Below are 17,142 nucleotides of genomic sequence, written 5' to 3' on the forward strand. Positions count from 1 at the left end.
CTCCCACGACTCCCACCACGAAGCCATGCGCCCGGCTGACGGCGCGTCAAGCCATAGCGGCGGTGGCGGATACGTACACCGAGACGACCGCGACCACCGCTCCTGCCGACCGCGAAACGCCGCCGGCGGCATCAGCCTCACCGGACGGGCCGCTCGGCTGGCGTGGTTACGACGACGCCCGGGCCCGTGCGCGCGCACGGACCGGCGAGGAGGAGTCGGTAGTCACCGCCCTGGCCACGATAGGCGGCAGGGAAAGCGTCGTGCTCTCCTTCGAGTTCCGCTATCTGGGCGGCTCCCTGGGCGAGCGCACCGGCGACCGTCTGGAGGCCGCCTACGCGCTCGCCCGCGCACGCGGTCTGCCGGTCGTTTCGCTGATCGCCACAGGCGGCAGCCGCATGCAGGAGGGGATGCGCGCACTGACCCAACTCCAGCGGGTGGCCCGGCAGTCGGCGCTGAACCGCGCCGCGGGGCTGCCGCAGATCGCCGTACTGCGCGATCCGACGACCGGCGGCGGCTGGGCCACCCTCGGCGCGGCTGCCGATGTGATCCTCGCGCTTCCCGGGGCGCAGGTCGGCTTCGCGGGCTCGCGGGTGCGCCCCCCGGACGCCGACCCGTACGCCTACTCCGCCGAGGGGCAGCTCGCCTCCGGTCAGATCGATGCCGTCGTGCCGCCCGACCAGCTGCGGGGCACGCTCCAGCAGTGGATGCACCTGCTGTGGCCGCCCCCTCGGTCCCGCACGGGCCCCGTGGAGCCCGCGCCCGCACCGTACGCACTCGGGGCTCCCGGGCTGCCGGAGACCGGCTGGGGTGCGGTGGTCCGCGCCCGCGAGCCCGGGCGGCCGCGTGCCGAGGCGTATCTGGACGCGTACTTCGACGACCGGAAGGAGATCAGCGGCGACCGCTGCGGCGGCGCCGACCCCGGGATACGGTGCGGTTTCGGCCGTCGCGAGGGGCGCACGATCGCCTTCGCCGCCCAATGCGGCACGGCCACCCGCCCGGCCGGTTTCCGTACCGCCGCGCGTCTGATCCGGCTCGCCGACCGACTGGGCATCCCGGTCCTCACCCTCGTGGACACCCCGGGCGCCGCCAACGATGCCGCGGCCGAGCGGGCCGGTGCCGGCGCGGCCATCGCCGAGGCCTTCGCGGCGCTCGCCACGGCCGAGGTGCCGGTCACCTCCCTGCTCATCGGCGAGGGTGGTTCGGGCGGCGCCCTGGCCCTTGCCGCACCGGGCCGGCTGTGGGCGACCCCGGACAGCTACTTCTCCGTGATCACCCCGGAGCTGGCCGCGGCCATCCTCAAACGCGACGCAACGCAGATCCACGAGACCGCTGACCAACTCCGCATCCGCCCCCAGGACTTGCTGGAACTGCGTGTCATCCAAGGCATCGTCCCACCACCCTGAGCGGGAAGCGGCGGGAGCCAGGAGGCATGGGGCAGGAGGCAGGAGGCGACCGACGGCAGGCGGCAGCAGACGACAGACGGCAGACGGCCGTCGGCAGGCTCCGTCTCAGCGGGCCTCCACGTCCTTCCCGGCCGCGCGGAGCGCCCCCACGGCAGCACGGATCGAGGGCCTGCGGTCAGCGTCGGCGCGCCAGATGGCGTAGACATGACGGCGCATCGTATGACGGACGGGCACCACACTCACCCCCTCCGGCACCGGCCCACGGCCGAGGCGGGGAGCCACCGCGACACCCAGCCCGGACGCGATCAAGGCCAGCTGGGTGTGGTGCTCCTCGGCCATGTGCGCGATACGCGGTTCGATGCCCTTGCTGCGCAGCGTGAACATCAGCCATTCATTGCAGAACTCCCCCTGCGGCCAGGAGATCCACTCATCGTCCGCGAATTCCTCCAGTTCCACGGACCGCCGTCCGGCGAGCGGGTGGGTGGACGGCATCGCCACATCGGCCGGATCGTCCAGGAGCGGGGCCTTCGCCAGCCCTTCGGGCAGCGACAGCGGCCGGTTGTACCAGTCGAGGACGACGGCCAGGTCAATATCGCCGCGCACCACGCCGCGTACCGCTTCGTCCGGTTCCATTTCCGTCAGCCGCGCCCGTAGCTGCGGGTGTTCGGCCCGGAGCGCGACCAGCGCGGCGGGGAAGAGCCCCCGGGCCGCGGTGGGAAACGCGCCCAGCCGCAGGTCACCCACCGCCTGGCCGCGGTGCGCCTCCAGTTCCGCCTGGGCCAGCTCGACCTGGGAGAGGATGCGCGTCGCGTGGTCGGCGAGCAGCCGTCCGGCGTCGGTCAGCCGGACGCCGCGCCCGTTCTTCGCCAGCAGTTGCTGTCCGGTCTCCCGCTCGAGTTTGGCGATCTGCTGCGAGACGGCAGAGGTCGTCACATGCAGTCCGTCGGCGGCCGCGCTCACCGAGCCGTGCCGGGCGACCGCACTCAGCGTCCGCAGGCGATCAAGGTTCAACATATAAGCAATGCTAAGCGATACCTGCCACGAATACTCGCTTGTGCTACGAAGTTGTACGCCGCATCGTGGTCGTCATGAGCACCGCCACCGGCGCAGCCACCGCCTCCTCCGCCACCACGAACCCTTCGACGACGATCACGACCACGACGGCGCCCCCCACTGCCGACGCGTGCACCACGGCAACCGCGACGGCCTCAGCCGGCTCCGGCGGCTCGCCCCGCACCGGCGCCACGGCCCCGAAGTCCCCCGGCCGGGCCTTCGGCTGGCCGCTCCGCTTCGCCGTGCTCTGTCTGGTCTGGGGCTTCAGCTTCCTCTTCATCAAGGTGGGCACCCAGGGCTTCGCCCCGCTGCAGGTCACGCTGGGCCGGGTGGCGTTCGGGGCGCTGGTGCTGCTGATCGTCGTGGCGCTCAAGCGGGAACGGCTCCCCCGCTCCCCCCGCGTCTGGGCCCACCTCACCGTCGCCGCGTTCTTCCTCAACGCACTACCGTTCTCCCTCTTCGCCTACTCCGAGCTGACCATCCCCTCCACACTGGCCGGCATCTGCAACGCCACCTCGCCGCTGTGGGGCATGGCGCTGTCGGTCGTCGCGCTCGCCGAGGACCGCCCCAGCCGGCGGCGGGTCGCGGGGCTCGGCCTCGGATTCCTGGGTGTACTCACCGTGCTCGGCGCCTGGCAGGGCTTCGCCGGTACGGACCTGACGGGCACCGCGATGGCACTGGGCGCCTCGCTCAGCTACGCCATCGGCTGGATCTACGTTCGCCGCACCCTGGCGGGCGTCCCGCACTCCCACCTGTCGATGTCCAGTGCTCAGCTGCTGCTGGCAACCGTCCAGCTGGCAGTGGTGACACCCCTGTTCACCACCGCACCGGCCGGCTTCCCGGTCATCCCGCTGTTCGCCGTCATCGCCCTCGGCGCCCTGGGCACCGGCCTCGCCTTCCTCATCCAGTACGGACTGGTCGCCGAGATCGGTCCCACCACCGCACAGATGGTCACTTACTTCATCCCCGTGATCGCCACCGCGGCCGGAGTGACCCTCCTGCACGAACAGCTGAGCTGGAACACACCCGTCGGCGCCCTTGTCGTCCTGGCCGGCGCCGCCCTCACACAGAGCAAGCCCCGCCCGGGCACCCGCTCACTCCCCCGTCCCGGTTCCACCACCCGCTGACGGCACCGTCCGGGCATCGAGCCCGGGCTCCCGATCTCCCGTACTTCCGCCTCCAACCCTTGGGTCCCCAGCTCTCGCGCCCCAGCCCCAGCCCCCGCACCCGGCGCGGGGGCTCCGGCACCTCCTGACGAGGCCTCCCACCTCTCCGCGCGAGGCCTCCCGCACTTCACACGAGGACGTGGCCTCCTGCCCCGGCCGGACCTCCTCACTCGTACCGCCGCGCCTCCCCCACGCCCCGCGTCGCGGCAACGGCGTCCGCCACGGGAACGATGTCGTCATCCGTCAGGGCGGAGACGGTGATGCGGATGCCGGGCGGGGAGTGCAGCCGGAAGCGGGCACCGGGGGCCACCGCCCAGCCGGAGTGCAGGAGCCGGGCCACCGCACCGGTCTCATCCGGGACCGGTACCCACACGTTCATTCCGCTGCGTCCCCGGGCGAGGACTCCGCGCTCCGCCAGGGCCCGTATCAGCGCATCCCGCCGCCGTCCGTACGCTCCGGCCACCTCCTTCGGGTCGACCGCGGACGTCCGCCAGAGGTGGACGACCACGTCCTGGAGCAGATGGCTGACCCAGCCCGGACCGAGGCCCTGGCGGCCCCGCACCCGGTCGACGGTCAGCGCGTCACCGGTGAGCACCGCCAGGCGCAGATCCGGGCCGTACGCCTTGGCCGTCGAGCGGACCAGGACCCAGTGGTCGGTGACGCCGGAGAGCGGATGAAGCGGGAGTTCGACGATGCCGTGACCATGGTCGTCCTCGATGAGCAGGACGCCCGGGTGGGCGGCCAGGAGGGTGCGGAGTTCGGTCGCGCGGGCGCGGCTGACCGCGGCTCCGGTCGGATTCTGCGCCCGGTCGGTGACGACGACGGCACGGGCGCCGTCCTGGAGTGCACGCGCCAGCTGCTCCGGCAGCGGGCCTTCGTCGTCCACCCCGACCGGGACGGGCCGCAGCCCGAGCGCCGGGACGAGATCCAGCAGGCTGCCCCACCCGGGGTCCTCCACCGCCACGGTGTCACCGGGCCGCAGATGGGCGGCCAGCACCCGCTCGATGGCGTCCAGCGCACCGCTGGTGACGGCCACGGGGCCGGCCGGCACGCCGTCGCCGTCGAAGGCCGCACGGGCGAGGGCCGCGAGGTCGTCGTCGATCGCAGGGGTGCCATAGAGCACGGGGCGCCGCGCGCTGCGCGCCGCGGCCTGCGCCAGCGCCCGTTCGAGCGGGGGCAGCAGGGCCGGATCGGGGTTTCCGTCGGAGGCGTCGCGGACGCCGGGCGGGACCTCCACCCGCAGCGCCTCCCGGGGCGTGCTCGCCGGACGGGGGCGCACCCGGCTGCCCCGCCGGCCCGCGGTTTCGATCACCCCGCGGTCGCGAAGCGTGCGATACGCGGCCGCGACCGTATTCGGATTGACTTCGAGATAGACGGCCAACTCCCGCAGCGGGGGCAGGACTTCGCCCGGTTGGAGCTCACCGGCACCGACGGCTCGCTCGACACTGGCGGCAATCTCCGATGCACGCCGCCCTGCGATCCGATACTCTCCTAGCACAAACATGATTATGCACTAGTGCAATGGAGTTGGCAATGCCCCGAGGCGAGGCGTACGAACCCACCAGCCGCACGACCCCCACCCGAGCCCGTGACCGCGCGGCCTACGACCACGACACGGTGCACGCCATCCTCGACGCGGGATACGTCTGCCATCTGGGCTTCGTCCGCGACGGCTCCCCCGTCGTCCTGCCGACGCTCTACGGCCGCGTCGGCGACCGCCTCTACCTGCACGGATCGTCCGGTTCGCGCCCGCTGCGGATGGCAGGCGAAGCGGCAGGTGAAGCACGGGACCCCGGTCTGGAGGTGTGTGTCACGGTCACCCACGTCGACGGCCTGGTGCTGGCCAGGTCCGCGTTCCACCACTCCGTCAACTACCGCTGCGTGGTGGTCCACGGCACCGCCCACCAGGTCACCGACCCCGAGGAGAAGAAGGCCGCCCTCGACGCGCTCGTCGACCATGTGGTGCCGGGCCGTGCCGCGGACTCCCGGCCGGGCAACGCCAGGGAGCTGGCGGCGACCGCCGTGCTCCGTCTCGACCTGCGCGAGGTCTCCGCCAAGATCCGCACCGGCGGCCCCCACGACGAGCCGGAGGACCTGGCGCTGCCGTACTGGAGCGGTGTCCTCCCCGTGGCACCGGTGTACGGCGCGCCCATACCCTCCGACGATCTCGCGCCCGGCACGCCCGAGCCCGCGTACCTCTCCGCCCGCTGAGGAGCGACCGTGCTGATCCATCCCTGGGACGCCCCCACCGAAGACGCCGAGTGGCAACAGTGGCTCGCAGTACACGACTTCGGCCAGCTGGCCGCCAACGGACGGCCCGGTGAGCCTCCGATGGTGCAACCGCTGCACTTCGCCTACGACCCCGCCCGCTGTGAGGTCCTCACCCATCTCGCCCGCCCCAACCCCCTCTGGGACGCGCTGGAGGACCGGCCGACGGTGCTGCTGAGCGTGGTGGACGACTACACCTTCATCCCCGGCCCCTGGCAGGCGGCCGAGGACCAGCCACCCGAGCACGGCGTCCCCACCAGCTTCTACGCAGCGGTCCAGCTGACCTGCACCGCCCATGTGGTGGACGACCCGGAGGAGAAGGCCGAGCTGCTGCAGCGGCAGACGAGCCACTTCCAGCCGGACGGCGGCTCGGCCCCGGTCACCGCCGGCGCGGCTCCGTACGGGCGGATGCTGTCCGGCATCCGCGGTCTGCGCCTGGAAGTGCACGAGGTCCGCGCCAAGTTCAAGTACGGAGGCAAGCGGAGCGAGGCCGTCCAGCAGCGCATCTCGGAACGCCTCGCCGAACGGGACGGCCCCCGGGACGCGGCGGCCCGTACCCACCAGCAGCGCCGGCTGGCAGCAGCCGGCACGCCCACCGGCCCGCCTCCGTCCTGAACGGCGCCCCTGGCCCGCCGCGCGACAGCCCCTACGAAGCCGAAGACGCCGAGGTCGGGGATGCCGGGGAGCCACCGCTTCCCGGCACGCCGGCCTCCGCCCCGTCCTCCGCGCCCGCGGCCGGCCCGGCACCGGCGCCCGCCACCCGCACGGTCTCCGTCGTCTTCGGCTTGGCCGACTGTGCGATGAAGGCGCCGGCCAGCACCACCACTCCACCGACGATCTGCGGCGCGGAGAGGTGCTCGCCGAGCAGGACCCAGGCGAGGACCGTCGCGATGACCGCCTCCAGGCAGGCGACCACCCCGGCCACCTGCGGCGAGAGCCGGCGGATCGAGACCACTCCGGTGAGGTACGCGGCCACCGTCGCGATCAGCACGATCCAGGCGAGCAGCAGGGCGGCGGGCACCCGGGTGCCGTTCATCTCCGCACCGCCGCCGAGCAACGACCAGTCCATGTCCCAGGGCCGGGCGATCGCGGTGAGGACGACGGCGCCGATCAGCAGGCCGTACGCGATCACGCCGAGCGGGTCCACCGTGTCGTCGCCCTCGGTGCCGTGATCGGAGAGCACGAAGTAGCCGACCTGGCAGCAGGCCGCGCCGAGCGCGAGAGCGAGCCCGAGGGCGTCGAAGCTCAGCCCGGACCAGACCTCGACGACACAGGCCAGTCCGCCGACGGCCAGCACCACGCCGACCGCGGCGGCGCGGGTGACCGGCCGCTTCTGGACGAACCGCACCCAGCCCAGCACCAGGGCGGGCGCCAGGTATTCGATGAGCAGCGCCACCCCGACGGGGATACGGGAGAGCGCGGCGAAGTAACAGGCCTGCACCCCCGCGACGGCGAGCAGTCCGTAGCCCGCGAGCAGTGCGGGGCGGCGGCGCGGCAGGTCCCGGTGGCGCCAGGCGAGGGGCAGCATGACCAGCGCGGCGCCGGCGACCCGCAGCCAGGTGACGTGCAGCGGTTCGAGACCGGCGGATATCAGGGGCTTGGCGGCGACGCCGGAACCGCCGAAGGCCAGGGCGGACAGCAAGGCGATCCCGAGGCCGGCGCCGCGCCCTCGGGACGCTGCGGCACGGCTCGCCCCGAGAGTGGCGGGTGACGAAGGGGTCTCCCAGGACCCGGACATTCCCTGGCCCGGACCGGCCGATGAACCTGCCGGGCTCCCCGATGACGCGTGCATCGGGTCATCATGGCAGCCACCGTCAGCGGTGACACCCCCCGATGCCCCTGTCCTTACCCGTCTTGCCCGCCCAGCCCGTCTTACCCGCCCAGCCCGTCTTGCCCGCCGGGGTGCTCCCCTCAGTCGCAGCCGGCGCGTTCCCCGTCCAGGCGGGCGGCGAGCCGGCCGGTGTCGACGGAGGCGCGGCGCAGCACTTCGACAGCCCGGGACTCGGGATCGTCCACCAACGCGGCGAGCAGGTCGAGGCAGCCCGCGCGGGTGGCGTAGCGGGCATGGGCGCGGTCCAGGGCGCCGTCCATGGCAGCGGCCGCGGCCGGTGACCAGCCGGGGACCCCGCCCTCGGCGACCATGGGGACCGCGCCGGAGTCCTCGATGGTGCCGTGCCACTGGAGTCCGTAGCCGATGCTGCGCTGGACGAGGTAGCCCAGCAGCCGGGCGATCTGCGGGGCGCCGTCGAAGGCGTCGCGTACGGCGGGGTCCGATTCCAGGAGGCCGTGCAGCAGATGCGCGGTGTCGACCTGCCGGTCGCCGTCGCGGGTGGCCCGCCTGCGGGCGGCGGAGACGACCGTCGCGAGCTCGACGGTGAGCAGGCAGTCGAGCTCCTCCTGGGCGGGCCCGTCGCCACCACTGTACGCAGTACGGTTTTGCACACCACCCACCCCACCAGCCCACGAGCGCCGGAACATCCCCGGCGGGAAGCATTTGCGCATCCCACGAAGGTTGGGCACGGCCGCACACCATCTCATCCTTACGGAGGAGATGCGGGGGAATCGTGGAGGCCGGACAGGCAAAGCCCGGGGTGGCCGCCGGTGTCTCGCGGCCGCCCCGGGCGAGCCTTGGCAGCTCTCCTGACGTCCCATCAGCAGGAGGCGTCATCGGTATTGAACCTTCACCCCCGTGCGGTTACCTTCCGCGGCACCAGCCAGGGACCGTCACCGAAGGGGTGATCGCATGGCCGAAGTGACCGCGCAGGCCCGTATCGAAGCGCCGGCCGAGAAGCTCTGGGACCGGCTCACCGACTTCGACTCGTACGGGGAGTGGAACGCCACCCACACCGCCTTCCCCACGGGCGGGCCGGAATCGCTCGCGGTCGGCGCGGGCTACGAGGAGCACATGAAGCTGATGGGCTTCCCCGCCGAGGTCGTCTGGACCGTGCGGGAACTGGAGCCCGGCCGACTCCTCGACATCCAGGGCAAGGGCCCGATGGGTGTCAGCCTGGGGATGCGCTACGAGCTCATTCCGGACGGCGGGGCGACGGCCGTGCGGATCGACGGGGCGTTCACCGGCGCCGCGGTCTCGCTGATGGCCGGCAAACTCAGGGATTCGGCGGGCGCCGCACTGAACGAGTCACTGCGCAGGCTCGCCGGCCTGGTCACCTGACCCTCCGGGAGCCGCCCCCACACTCCGGCCCCCGAAGACTTCCACCCGTGCCACACGCCGCTCAGCCCTCTTCGACTCAGTCCTCCTCAGCTCAGTCCTCCTCGGCGAGGATCAGGTACAGCTCCTTGCGCGCCCTGTTGACCACCGCCATCGCCTTCTCCCGCTGGGCGGGGCTGCCCGTGGCCCACACCTGACGGAAGGCCTCGACCAGGCCACTGCCGGCCTTGCGGATCTCGTTCATCGCCTCCCAGTCGACGCCGCGGCCGGCCTCCTCCCAGGGAGCGTCCGAGCCGCTGTCGGCCTCGGAACGCCCCTCGTCGGTCAGCGAGAACAGCTTCTTGCCGCCCTCGCTCGCGCTGGTGATCAACCCCTCGTCCTCGAGGAGCTGCAGCGTCGGGTAGACCGAGCCGGGGCTGGGCTTCCACGCCCCGCCGCTGCGCTCGGCGATCTCCTGGATCATCTCGTAGCCGTGCATCGGGCGGTCCTTGAGCAGCGCCAGTATCGAGGCGCGCACATCGCCGCGCCGCGCCCGGCCGCGCGGTCCGCCGCGCCCCCGTCCGCCCATGGGCGGCCCACCGAAGGGCGGGCCCCCGAACGGCGGGCCGAACGGGCCGAAGGGGGAACGCCTCCGCTCGCCGCCCGGGAAGTCACCCCGGCCGCCATGCCGGCCGGGACCGCAGCGCTCATGTCCGTGCTCGTGTCCGTGGGAACGCATGATGCGCCCTCCATTCCTCTCGTTGATCGATCGCGATACCTCAACGATATATCGGGACTGTTCGCCGAAGCAAGGATCCGAGTGAAGTCGGCGGAGGTGCGTCCCGTGCAAGCGGGGCGCCACGGGCCGCCATGACCGGCCCCGCTTCCCGTGGCCAATTCCCTCGAATTGGCCTTGGCCTGCGGCTTTGCGGCACCTCTACGCTCGCGGCCATGAGGATTCGTATCGTCGACGCCTTCAGTGCGCGTCCGTTCGCCGGAAACCCCGCGGGAGTCGTGCTCCTCGACTCCGCCGCCTTCCCCGATACGGCCTGGCTGCAGCAGGTCGCCACCGAGGTCAACCTCTCCGAGACCGCCTTTGCGCACCCGCTGCCCGAGGGCGAGGACGCCGACTGGGCGCTGCGCTGGCTCACCCCGGCCGCCGAGGTGAACATGTGCGGGCACGCCACACTGGCCACCGCACACGTGCTGCACACCACCGGGACGGCCACCGGGACGGTCCGCTTCCGCACCCGGAGCGGGGTGCTGACCACTACGGCCGGCACCGACGGAGCGATCACCATGGACTTCCCGACCGCCCCGCTCACACCCGTCGAGGTCCCGCCGCTGGTCGCGGACGCCCTGGGCACCGAGATCCGCTCGGCGTACGACACCGGCCCCGGCGTCGGGGATCTGCTGGTGGAGCTGGCCGACGAGAAGTCCGTACGGGCGCTCGCCCCGGATCTCAGGGCGCTGGCCGGACACGGCGGCCGCGGCGTGATCACCACGGCGCGCGCCGAAGACCCCGGCGGCGGCTATGACTTCTTCTCGCGCTGCTTCTTCCCCGGGGTGGGTATCGACGAGGACCCGGTGACGGGCAGCGCGCACACCGCGCTCGCCCCGTTCTGGTCTCCGCGCCTGGGCCGTGACGCGCTCGTCGGCCTGCAGGGTGCCGCCCGCACCGGCTTCGTACGCACCGAGCTGCGCGGCGACCGTACGCTGCTGACCGGCTCGGCGGTCACGGTCATCGACGGCGAGCTGCTGGTCACCGGCTGAGCCGGACCGGGCAGCAGCAGTCATTGAGGGCTGTCCCGTCATCCCTGGCGGGCGCAGGGGTGACGGGACAGCCCTCAGGGTGCGCGGCCGGCACCGGCGGTGCCCCGCGCCACGTCCGTCTCACGCCGTCGGCAGCCACCTCACATGCCCGGCGAGCACCGCATAGCCGACGAATGCCACGGTGTCGATCAGGGCATGCGCGGCGACCAGCGGCCCGACCCTCCCCCATCGCCGGTAGAGCAGGACGAAGATCACGCCCATCACCATGTTGCCGACGAAGCCGCCGATGCCCTGGTAGAGGTGGTAGGAACCGCGCAGCAGGGAACTGGCCGCGAGCGCCGCCATCGGGGACCAGCCCAACTGCCCCAGCCTGCGCAGCAGATACCCGACGACGATGACCTCCTCCAGGACGGCGTTCTGCACCGCGGAGGCGGTCAGCACCGGGATCTTCCACCACACCGCGGGCAGTGCCTCGGGGACCACCGTCAGATTGAATCCGGCCGCCCGCGCGCCCAGATAGAGCAGCAGTCCGCTGCCGCCGATGACGGCGGCCAGCCCGGCCCCGCGGCTCAGGTCGAAGCCGGGCCGCCGCCGGTCGAAGCCGACCGCCCGCAGCCCCCCGGCCCGTTCGCGCAGCAGGAAATGCGCCACCAGCACCACGGGGACGAGGGCGGTCGCGATACCGAACAGCTGCCAGGCAAGATCCAGCCATGGCCGCCCCGGCGCATGCGAGCCGTTGAGCGTCGCCGCCTGGTGCTTGAGACCGCCGGGCTTCGTCAGCGATCCGATGAAGCTGATCAGCGCCGACACCCCGCTGGCACCCAGCGAAAGGGCCAGGACGATCAGCGTCTCGCTCCGCAGGATGCTCCGGGACGGCTCCTCGGCCACTCCCGTTCCCGGCCCCGTACCGGGCCCTTTACCGGGAACGTCCGCATCAGCCACGGGACTTGTATCCGACTGCACGCTTCCTCCACTTCCGCATTACCGCCTCTTCGCCACCACCGCCCCGCTAGGGTCTCGGCAGCAGGTACGAAGATCGCGCGCGACAGGCCGGGGACGGGCGCCATCCACGTGGCGCGCTTCCCCTCTCCCCATCGAATCCCGATCGAGCTCCGAGAAGGAGAGGCGCTACCGCAATGGGACGACACAGCTTGCCCGACGGCTCCGCACCGGAGCGCACGGGGGCCCGCTCAGGTACCCGCCGGCGCACCCTCGTCCTCTCCACAGCCCTCGTACTGGCCGTCGTCGCGGGCTCGGTGGTGGCGCTGGGCAGCGGTCTGCTCCCGTTCGGGGGCCCGTGTGACGGCGAGTCGGCGCGGCTCGACGTGGCCGCCTCGCCCGATATCGCCCCGGCGCTCGAAGCGGTGGCCAAGACTGCCCGCGAAGACGCGACACGCACCGACGGCAGATGTCTGGACGTCAGGATCACCGCGCGCGCCGCGGGCGACGTCGCCGACGCGTTCGGGCAGCGGCCGGTCAACCCCGAATTCCAAGTATGGATACCGGATTCGAGCCTGTGGGTGGACCGGGTCGACGCGGAGCGCGGCACTCCGCTGACCGCCGCGAGCACCATCGCCTCGTCCCCGATCGCGCTGGGCGCCGTCCCCCGGACCGCCGGCTCGCTGGGCTGGCCCGGGAAGACCTACACCTGGACAGAGCTGATCCGGACCGCGACCTCCGGCGACGCGCCGCGCCTGGGCGTCGCCGACCCGGCGCGCAGTGCCACCGGGCTGCTCGCGCTCGACCGGATCAGCGCCGCCCACGCCAAGGACACCCAGGACAGCGGCGAGGCGGGCACTCGCACCGCCGCGACGGCCAAGCTTCTCCACCAGCGGATCGCGGACGGCGACGGACAGGCCCTGGCCACCCTGCCGCGGGACGACTCCGGTGCGGAGCAGGGCAATCCGCGCCGCAATCAGGCACTGCTGCTGTCGGAACAGGCCGCGTACGCCCACAACGCCGCAGCGGGCGGCGGTCCCCGGCTCGACCTGTTCTATCCCCAGGACGGCACGGCCCGGCTGGACTACCCGTACACCCTGGTCGACGACGTGGAGATGAGCCCCGAGCAGACCCGCGCCGCCAGCCGTTTCATGACGCTGCTGGGCGAGGCCGGCGGACAGCGCACGCTGCGCCGGCACGGCTTCCGGGCCGGCAACGGCGAGGCGGACCCGAAGGTGGTTACCGCGGCCGGCGGGCGCGCCCCGCAGCCGTACGCGGCCGCCCCCGCCGATCCGCCGACCGTCAAGGCACTCCAGGCGGTGATGGGCAGGTGGACGGTCACCGTCCAGAACAGCCGCCTCACCGCGGTCGTGGACGCCACGGCGTCGATGGGCAGCCCTGTCCCGGGCGGCGACGGCCGGTCCCGGATGGCTCTCACCAAACATTCCCTGCTCCAGGCGCTGGCCACCTTCACGCCCGAGGACGAGGTCGGGCTGTGGAAGTTCGCCACCTACCTGGACGGCGACAAGGACTATGTGGAGCTGTCCCCCACCGGCCGCCTCGGCGACCGGGCCCCGGCCGGCGGCACCCACCGCGACGCCCTCACCGCCGCTGTCGAGTCGCTGGCCCCGGCGCCTCGTGCGGCCGGCGGCCTGTACGACACCACGCTCGCCGCGTACCGGGAAGCCTGCGCCACGTATACGAGCGGGAAGCTCAACTCCCTGGTCATCGTCACCGACGGGGCCAACGGCGACACCGGCCTCGGCCTCGACGCCCTGGTGGACAAGGTCAAGGAGCTCGCCGACCCGAAGAGACCGGTGCCGGTGATCGCCCTCGCGATCGGCCCGGCGGCCGACACCGCGGCCCTGGACCGTGTCGTGGCGCCGACCGGCGGATCGGTCCACCGGGTCGGCGACCCGTCGCAGCTCCATCAGGTGCTCCTCAAGGCCCTGATGACGGCGGGCGGCAAGGGGCCGCGCTGACCACCGCGCGCGACGGGCGGGAACCGTCCGCCGCACCGGCACCACCGGGCACGCCCCGCCGCCCGCTACATCCCCTCGGTCGCCGCCTCCTGTGGCTCCCGTACGGCGGGCCGCCGGCCGACCGCCCAGGCGACCGGCCAGGTGTGCACCGGCTCCCCGGTGTGCATCAGCTCGCTGTAGCGCCGGGTCATAGCGGCGAGCGCGGCCTCCCGGTCCAGGCCCTGGCGCCGGGCGTGCCGGCAGGCCGCGGCCTGCCAGGACGCGCCGTTGACCCGGCGCCGGCAACGCTCCTCGATGATGCCGAGGTAGTGGTCACGGTCGGCCGGCTCCACCCCCCAGGCGTCGAGCCCGCGGGCCGCCAGGGGCAGCAGTTCCCGGCGCACCAGCCGTACGGCCGGGATCTCGGCGATCCCCCCGGCCCGTCCGGGGCGGGGCCAGGCAAGGGTGGCGTCGATGCCGTACCGGCAGGCGGCGTCGAAGTTACGGGACGCGGCGGCGAACGGGAGCCGCGACCAGAGGGGGCGCGGCTCCTCGGCCAGCGCCCGTACCAGTCCGTAGTAGAAGGCGGTGTTGGCGATGACGTCGGCGACGGTGGGGCCGGCCGGCAGCACCCGGTTCTCGACCCTGAGATGCGCGACGCCGTCGGCGACCGCGTAGACGGGGCGGTTCCAGCGGTAGATCGTGCCGTTGTGCAGCACCAGTTCGGCCAGGTCGGGGGCCCCGCCCTCGTCGAGGACCCGCAGCGGCTCCTGCGGTCCGCACAACGGCAGCAGCGGCTGGAAATAGCGCAGGTTCTCCTCGAAGAGGTCGTATGCGGAGTCGATCCAGCGCTCGCCGAACCAGGTGCGGGGGCGTACCCCCTGGGCCTGCAGCTCGGGCGCCCGGGTATCGGTGGCCTGCTGGAAGACCGGCGGCCGGGATTCGCGCCACAGCTCACGGCCGAAGAGGAACGGTGAGTTGGCGCCGACGGCCACCTGCACGGCGGCGATGGCCTGTGCCGCGTTCCAGACCGCGGCGAAGCGGCCCGGTGTCACCTGGAGGTGCAGCTGGACCGAGGTGCAGGCGGCCTCCGGTGCGATGGAGGGCGAACGGGAGACCAGATGCTCGACGCCCCGGATGTCGAGTGCGAAGTCCTCGCCGCGGGCCGCCCGCATCTGGTCGTTGAGCAGGGCATAGCGGTCGTTCTCGGAGAGACTGGCGGCCGTGAGGTCGGTGGCGTGCAGGGTGGGCAGGATGCCGATCATCACGATCCGGGCGGCGACCTCGCGTGCCTTCCTTTCGGCATAGGCGAGTCCCGTACGGAGTTCTTCGGCGAGCTGGTCCAGTACCCGGCCGCTCAATCGGTGCGGCAGGATGTTGACCTCGAGATTGCACTGGGCGAGTTCGGTCTGGAAATCACAGCTGGCGATGCGCTCAAGAACTTGAGAGTTCATCATCCGGGGCAGCCCGTCGGCGCCCGCCAGATTGAGTTCGATCTCCAGGCCCATGAGATTCCTGGGCCGGTCGAACCTCCCCTCCTCCAGGAGCCTGCGCAATCCCGCAAGACAGTCGTGGAGCTTTCTTCGATAACGCTCCCGGTCCGCCAGGTCGATCCCGTCCGCGGCGACCTTCTCCCCCATCGAAGGGTCCCTCCTCGAGTGAACGGCCCGCGACCACGGACCGCTTGGGGCCTTCCCCGGCTACGGCGGGGCTCACGCTACGGTCGATGATGCCCCGGCAATCTGATCGATAACGCCGCGGCGGCACGCCGGTACCGATAGGCTCGAATCGGACCGGCCTCCGGCACCTCCCTCAGGCATATCTCGGTGGCGATCGCCTTCCGCATTTCCGTCGCGAGAAATACCGGCGAGATCCGGCCTACCGCGCCGCCGAAGGAATACGAGGTGGCGCCGTAAAAGCAAGGCACAAAGCGGAATGAAGCGCCTCACACGGGGGTCTGGATTTCCCCTTGCCCGAAATCCGCAAGGCCGGTAGTCGAAACACTTTCAGAACATACGTCGTATAAACTCCGCTTACGAGGCAGAGACTTGGCGCCCAGCGTCCCGGTGTTCCCACCGGCACGGGGGCACAGCGAATGACCTCGCCGGGCCGCAGCCCCGGCCGGCCACGCTCTGACCCCGCACGCAGACAGCGTCGTTTGCACCCTGCCAGGCTCCACCGTGTCTCCTGAGTGAGAGGCGACCCACCATGCCGCTGCACCTCCCCCCTGCCCCCACGCCTGCCCTGCGTTGCGTTCTCGCCGCCCTCGGCTCCCCCACCGCTGTCCGCGAGGCCCCGGTCTCCGCGCTGCGCGCCCATCAGGGCCCGCTCAGCCCCGACCACCCGCTGCCCGTTCACGTCTGGGAGGACGTCAGCCGGACCGGCGGAATGCCTCGGACCCGCCTGGCCGGCTGGCGTTTCCTGGTCCGCGGCGGGGAGCGGGCCGTGGCGACCGCCGAAGCGGTGCTCACCGCGGACGGCTGGACCTTCGCACGGTTCTGCGGCGGCCCCTATGTCGCCGCGACCGAGCAGGCACTGGCACAGGCCGAATCGCTCGCCACCCCGTACCAGCCGCGACTGCTGTCCGTACCCGAGCTCTACATGCTCACCCTGTGGCTGCACCACGACACCGCCTCGGACGGCAGCGAAGGACCGGCCGCGCCCGGCGACCTGCTGGTGCCGCTGGCGCCCGCCCCGCCGGGGATCGCCGCGCACCGTCCGCAGCGCATCGCCGACCTGCTCCCCCGGCTCACCCTGCGCCTCACCCCGGCCACCCCACTCCTGGCCGAACCCGCCTGAGTCCACCCGCCGCCCCGGTTCTCCGCAGCGGACACCGGCGCCGCTCACCCGGCATGAGCATGCCCCGCGGCCCCTTCGGGCCACGGGGCGCTCTGTCGCGCTCACCCGGGCGGGCTAGTCCGTGGCTACCACTCCCAACCCGCTTGGGGAGGAGTGCAATTGGGAGCAACCGCCCGCATGGGTGACGCGTCCCTACCGAGTGAGTACCGCTGCTGCGAAATCCCTGCGGAATCCCGCCCGTGGGGCAACACTGGGACCGACCGATGGAAACGGGGGAGCGGCCATGCACACCTCATCGAGCCGCACGACGACGTTCACCACACCGCAGCGAAAGACAACTTCCATGTGCCAGCACCAACCGCCCTGCCCGTCAGCCGACTCCACCGACCGGGAGGCCGCACACCTTGTGGCGCACCACCCGGAACAGGGCTGGAGCCTGCTCTGCAACGGCGTCCTGCTCTTCGAGGACACCGGTGAGCTGCTGCCGAACGGGCAGGTCATCGCCCCGCACCGCACTCGCGCCACCGCCGCCGCCTGACCCGCGAGCACGGCACGCACCACAGGGCCCCCGGCAGATCTGCCGAGGGCCCTTGAATGTGGCGCTGAACCCGCCGCGGCGCATCCCCTGCGGC

Annotated in this window: 16 protein-coding genes; 9 read left to right on the forward strand and 7 right to left on the reverse strand. The window is 72.4% G+C overall.

All coding sequences use genetic code 11. The features are described 5' to 3' along the window. Window positions 1-62: 62 nt before the first annotated feature. Window positions 63-1,403, forward strand: coding sequence for a carboxyl transferase domain-containing protein (locus tag ABZ851_RS28335; RefSeq protein ID WP_361133246.1), 1,341 nt, complete (start codon window positions 63-65; stop codon window positions 1,401-1,403). A gap of 105 nt (window positions 1,404-1,508) precedes the next feature. On the opposite strand, the gene ABZ851_RS28340 is transcribed toward ABZ851_RS28335, so the two are convergent. After that, a complete protein-coding gene (locus tag ABZ851_RS28340) occupies window positions 1,509-2,417 on the reverse strand; it encodes a LysR family transcriptional regulator (protein ID WP_361133163.1) in 909 nt (302 codons plus the stop codon). 74 nt (window positions 2,418-2,491) lie between these two features. On the opposite strand from ABZ851_RS28340, the gene ABZ851_RS28345 reads away from it, so the two are divergent. Next, window positions 2,492-3,583 carry a DMT family transporter gene (locus tag ABZ851_RS28345; RefSeq protein WP_361133166.1) on the forward strand — a complete coding sequence of 364 codons (1,092 nt, stop codon included), beginning with the start codon at window positions 2,492-2,494 and terminating at the stop codon, window positions 3,581-3,583. Between the two features lie 205 nt (window positions 3,584-3,788). Here the strand turns inward: ABZ851_RS28345 and ABZ851_RS28350 are convergent, their stop codons facing one another. Next, on the reverse strand, window positions 3,789-5,120 hold the full coding sequence (locus ABZ851_RS28350; protein ID WP_361133249.1) for an aminotransferase class I/II-fold pyridoxal phosphate-dependent enzyme: 1,332 nt from the start codon (window positions 5,118-5,120) through the stop codon (window positions 3,789-3,791). Between the two features lie 35 nt (window positions 5,121-5,155). Between ABZ851_RS28350 and ABZ851_RS28355 the strand changes: the two genes are divergently transcribed. Both ABZ851_RS28355 and ABZ851_RS28360 read left to right on the forward strand, forming a co-directional pair. After that, window positions 5,156-5,833, forward strand: coding sequence for a pyridoxamine 5'-phosphate oxidase family protein (locus ABZ851_RS28355; RefSeq protein WP_361133169.1), 678 nt, complete (start codon window positions 5,156-5,158; stop codon window positions 5,831-5,833). 9 nt (window positions 5,834-5,842) lie between these two features. After that, window positions 5,843-6,505 carry an FMN-binding negative transcriptional regulator gene (locus ABZ851_RS28360; protein ID WP_361133172.1) on the forward strand — a complete coding sequence of 221 codons (663 nt, stop codon included), beginning with the start codon at window positions 5,843-5,845 and terminating at the stop codon, window positions 6,503-6,505. A 31-nt stretch (window positions 6,506-6,536) separates the two neighbouring features. Here ABZ851_RS28360 and ABZ851_RS28365 read toward each other — a convergent pair whose 3' ends face one another. Next, window positions 6,537-7,628: an EamA family transporter gene (locus tag ABZ851_RS28365; protein ID WP_361133175.1), complete on the reverse strand. Its 1,092-nt coding sequence runs from the start codon at window positions 7,626-7,628 to the stop codon at window positions 6,537-6,539. 173 nt (window positions 7,629-7,801) lie between these two features. Then, on the reverse strand, window positions 7,802-8,332 hold the full coding sequence (locus tag ABZ851_RS28370; RefSeq protein WP_361133178.1) for a Clp protease N-terminal domain-containing protein: 531 nt from the start codon (window positions 8,330-8,332) through the stop codon (window positions 7,802-7,804). Between the two features lie 301 nt (window positions 8,333-8,633). Here ABZ851_RS28370 and ABZ851_RS28375 point away from each other — a divergent pair, with 301 nt between their 5' ends. Continuing rightward, a complete protein-coding gene (locus tag ABZ851_RS28375; protein ID WP_361133181.1) occupies window positions 8,634-9,062 on the forward strand; it encodes an SRPBCC family protein in 429 nt (142 codons plus the stop codon). Window positions 9,063-9,153: 91 nt separating this feature from the next. Here the strand turns inward: ABZ851_RS28375 and ABZ851_RS28380 are convergent, their stop codons facing one another. After that, window positions 9,154-9,777 carry a PadR family transcriptional regulator gene (locus ABZ851_RS28380; protein WP_361133184.1) on the reverse strand — a complete coding sequence of 208 codons (624 nt, stop codon included), beginning with the start codon at window positions 9,775-9,777 and terminating at the stop codon, window positions 9,154-9,156. A gap of 212 nt (window positions 9,778-9,989) precedes the next feature. Here ABZ851_RS28380 and ABZ851_RS28385 point away from each other — a divergent pair, with 212 nt between their 5' ends. Next, the gene (locus ABZ851_RS28385; protein ID WP_361133187.1) at window positions 9,990-10,811 is read left to right on the forward strand and encodes a PhzF family phenazine biosynthesis protein; all 822 of its coding nucleotides are present in this window, start codon (window positions 9,990-9,992) and stop codon (window positions 10,809-10,811) included. A 120-nt stretch (window positions 10,812-10,931) separates the two neighbouring features. Here the strand turns inward: ABZ851_RS28385 and ABZ851_RS28390 are convergent, their stop codons facing one another. Further along, entirely contained in the window at window positions 10,932-11,774 is an 843-nt protein-coding gene (locus tag ABZ851_RS28390; protein WP_361133190.1) for a CPBP family intramembrane glutamic endopeptidase, read from the reverse strand. A gap of 173 nt (window positions 11,775-11,947) precedes the next feature. On the opposite strand from ABZ851_RS28390, the gene ABZ851_RS28395 reads away from it, so the two are divergent. After that, entirely contained in the window at window positions 11,948-13,732 is a 1,785-nt protein-coding gene (locus ABZ851_RS28395) for a substrate-binding domain-containing protein (protein WP_361133193.1), read from the forward strand. 65 nt (window positions 13,733-13,797) lie between these two features. Here the strand turns inward: ABZ851_RS28395 and ABZ851_RS28400 are convergent, their stop codons facing one another. Then, window positions 13,798-15,351 (reverse strand): glutamate-cysteine ligase family protein, encoded by a 1,554-nt coding sequence (locus ABZ851_RS28400; RefSeq protein ID WP_361133196.1) that lies wholly within the window; start codon window positions 15,349-15,351, stop codon window positions 13,798-13,800. 568 nt (window positions 15,352-15,919) lie between these two features. On the opposite strand from ABZ851_RS28400, the gene ABZ851_RS28405 reads away from it, so the two are divergent. Further along, entirely contained in the window at window positions 15,920-16,510 is a 591-nt protein-coding gene (locus tag ABZ851_RS28405; protein ID WP_361133199.1) for a hypothetical protein, read from the forward strand. Window positions 16,511-16,853: 343 nt separating this feature from the next. Then, window positions 16,854-17,048, forward strand: a complete 195-nt coding sequence (locus ABZ851_RS28410; RefSeq protein ID WP_336054268.1) for a DUF5999 family protein — start codon at window positions 16,854-16,856, stop codon at window positions 17,046-17,048. Window positions 17,049-17,142 lie beyond the last annotated feature (94 nt).

Origin of the sequence: Streptomyces sp. NPDC047049 (genome assembly GCF_040643995.1) — a bacterium.
GTDB classification, from domain to species: Bacteria; Actinomycetota; Actinomycetes; order Streptomycetales; family Streptomycetaceae; genus Streptomyces; species Streptomyces mooreae.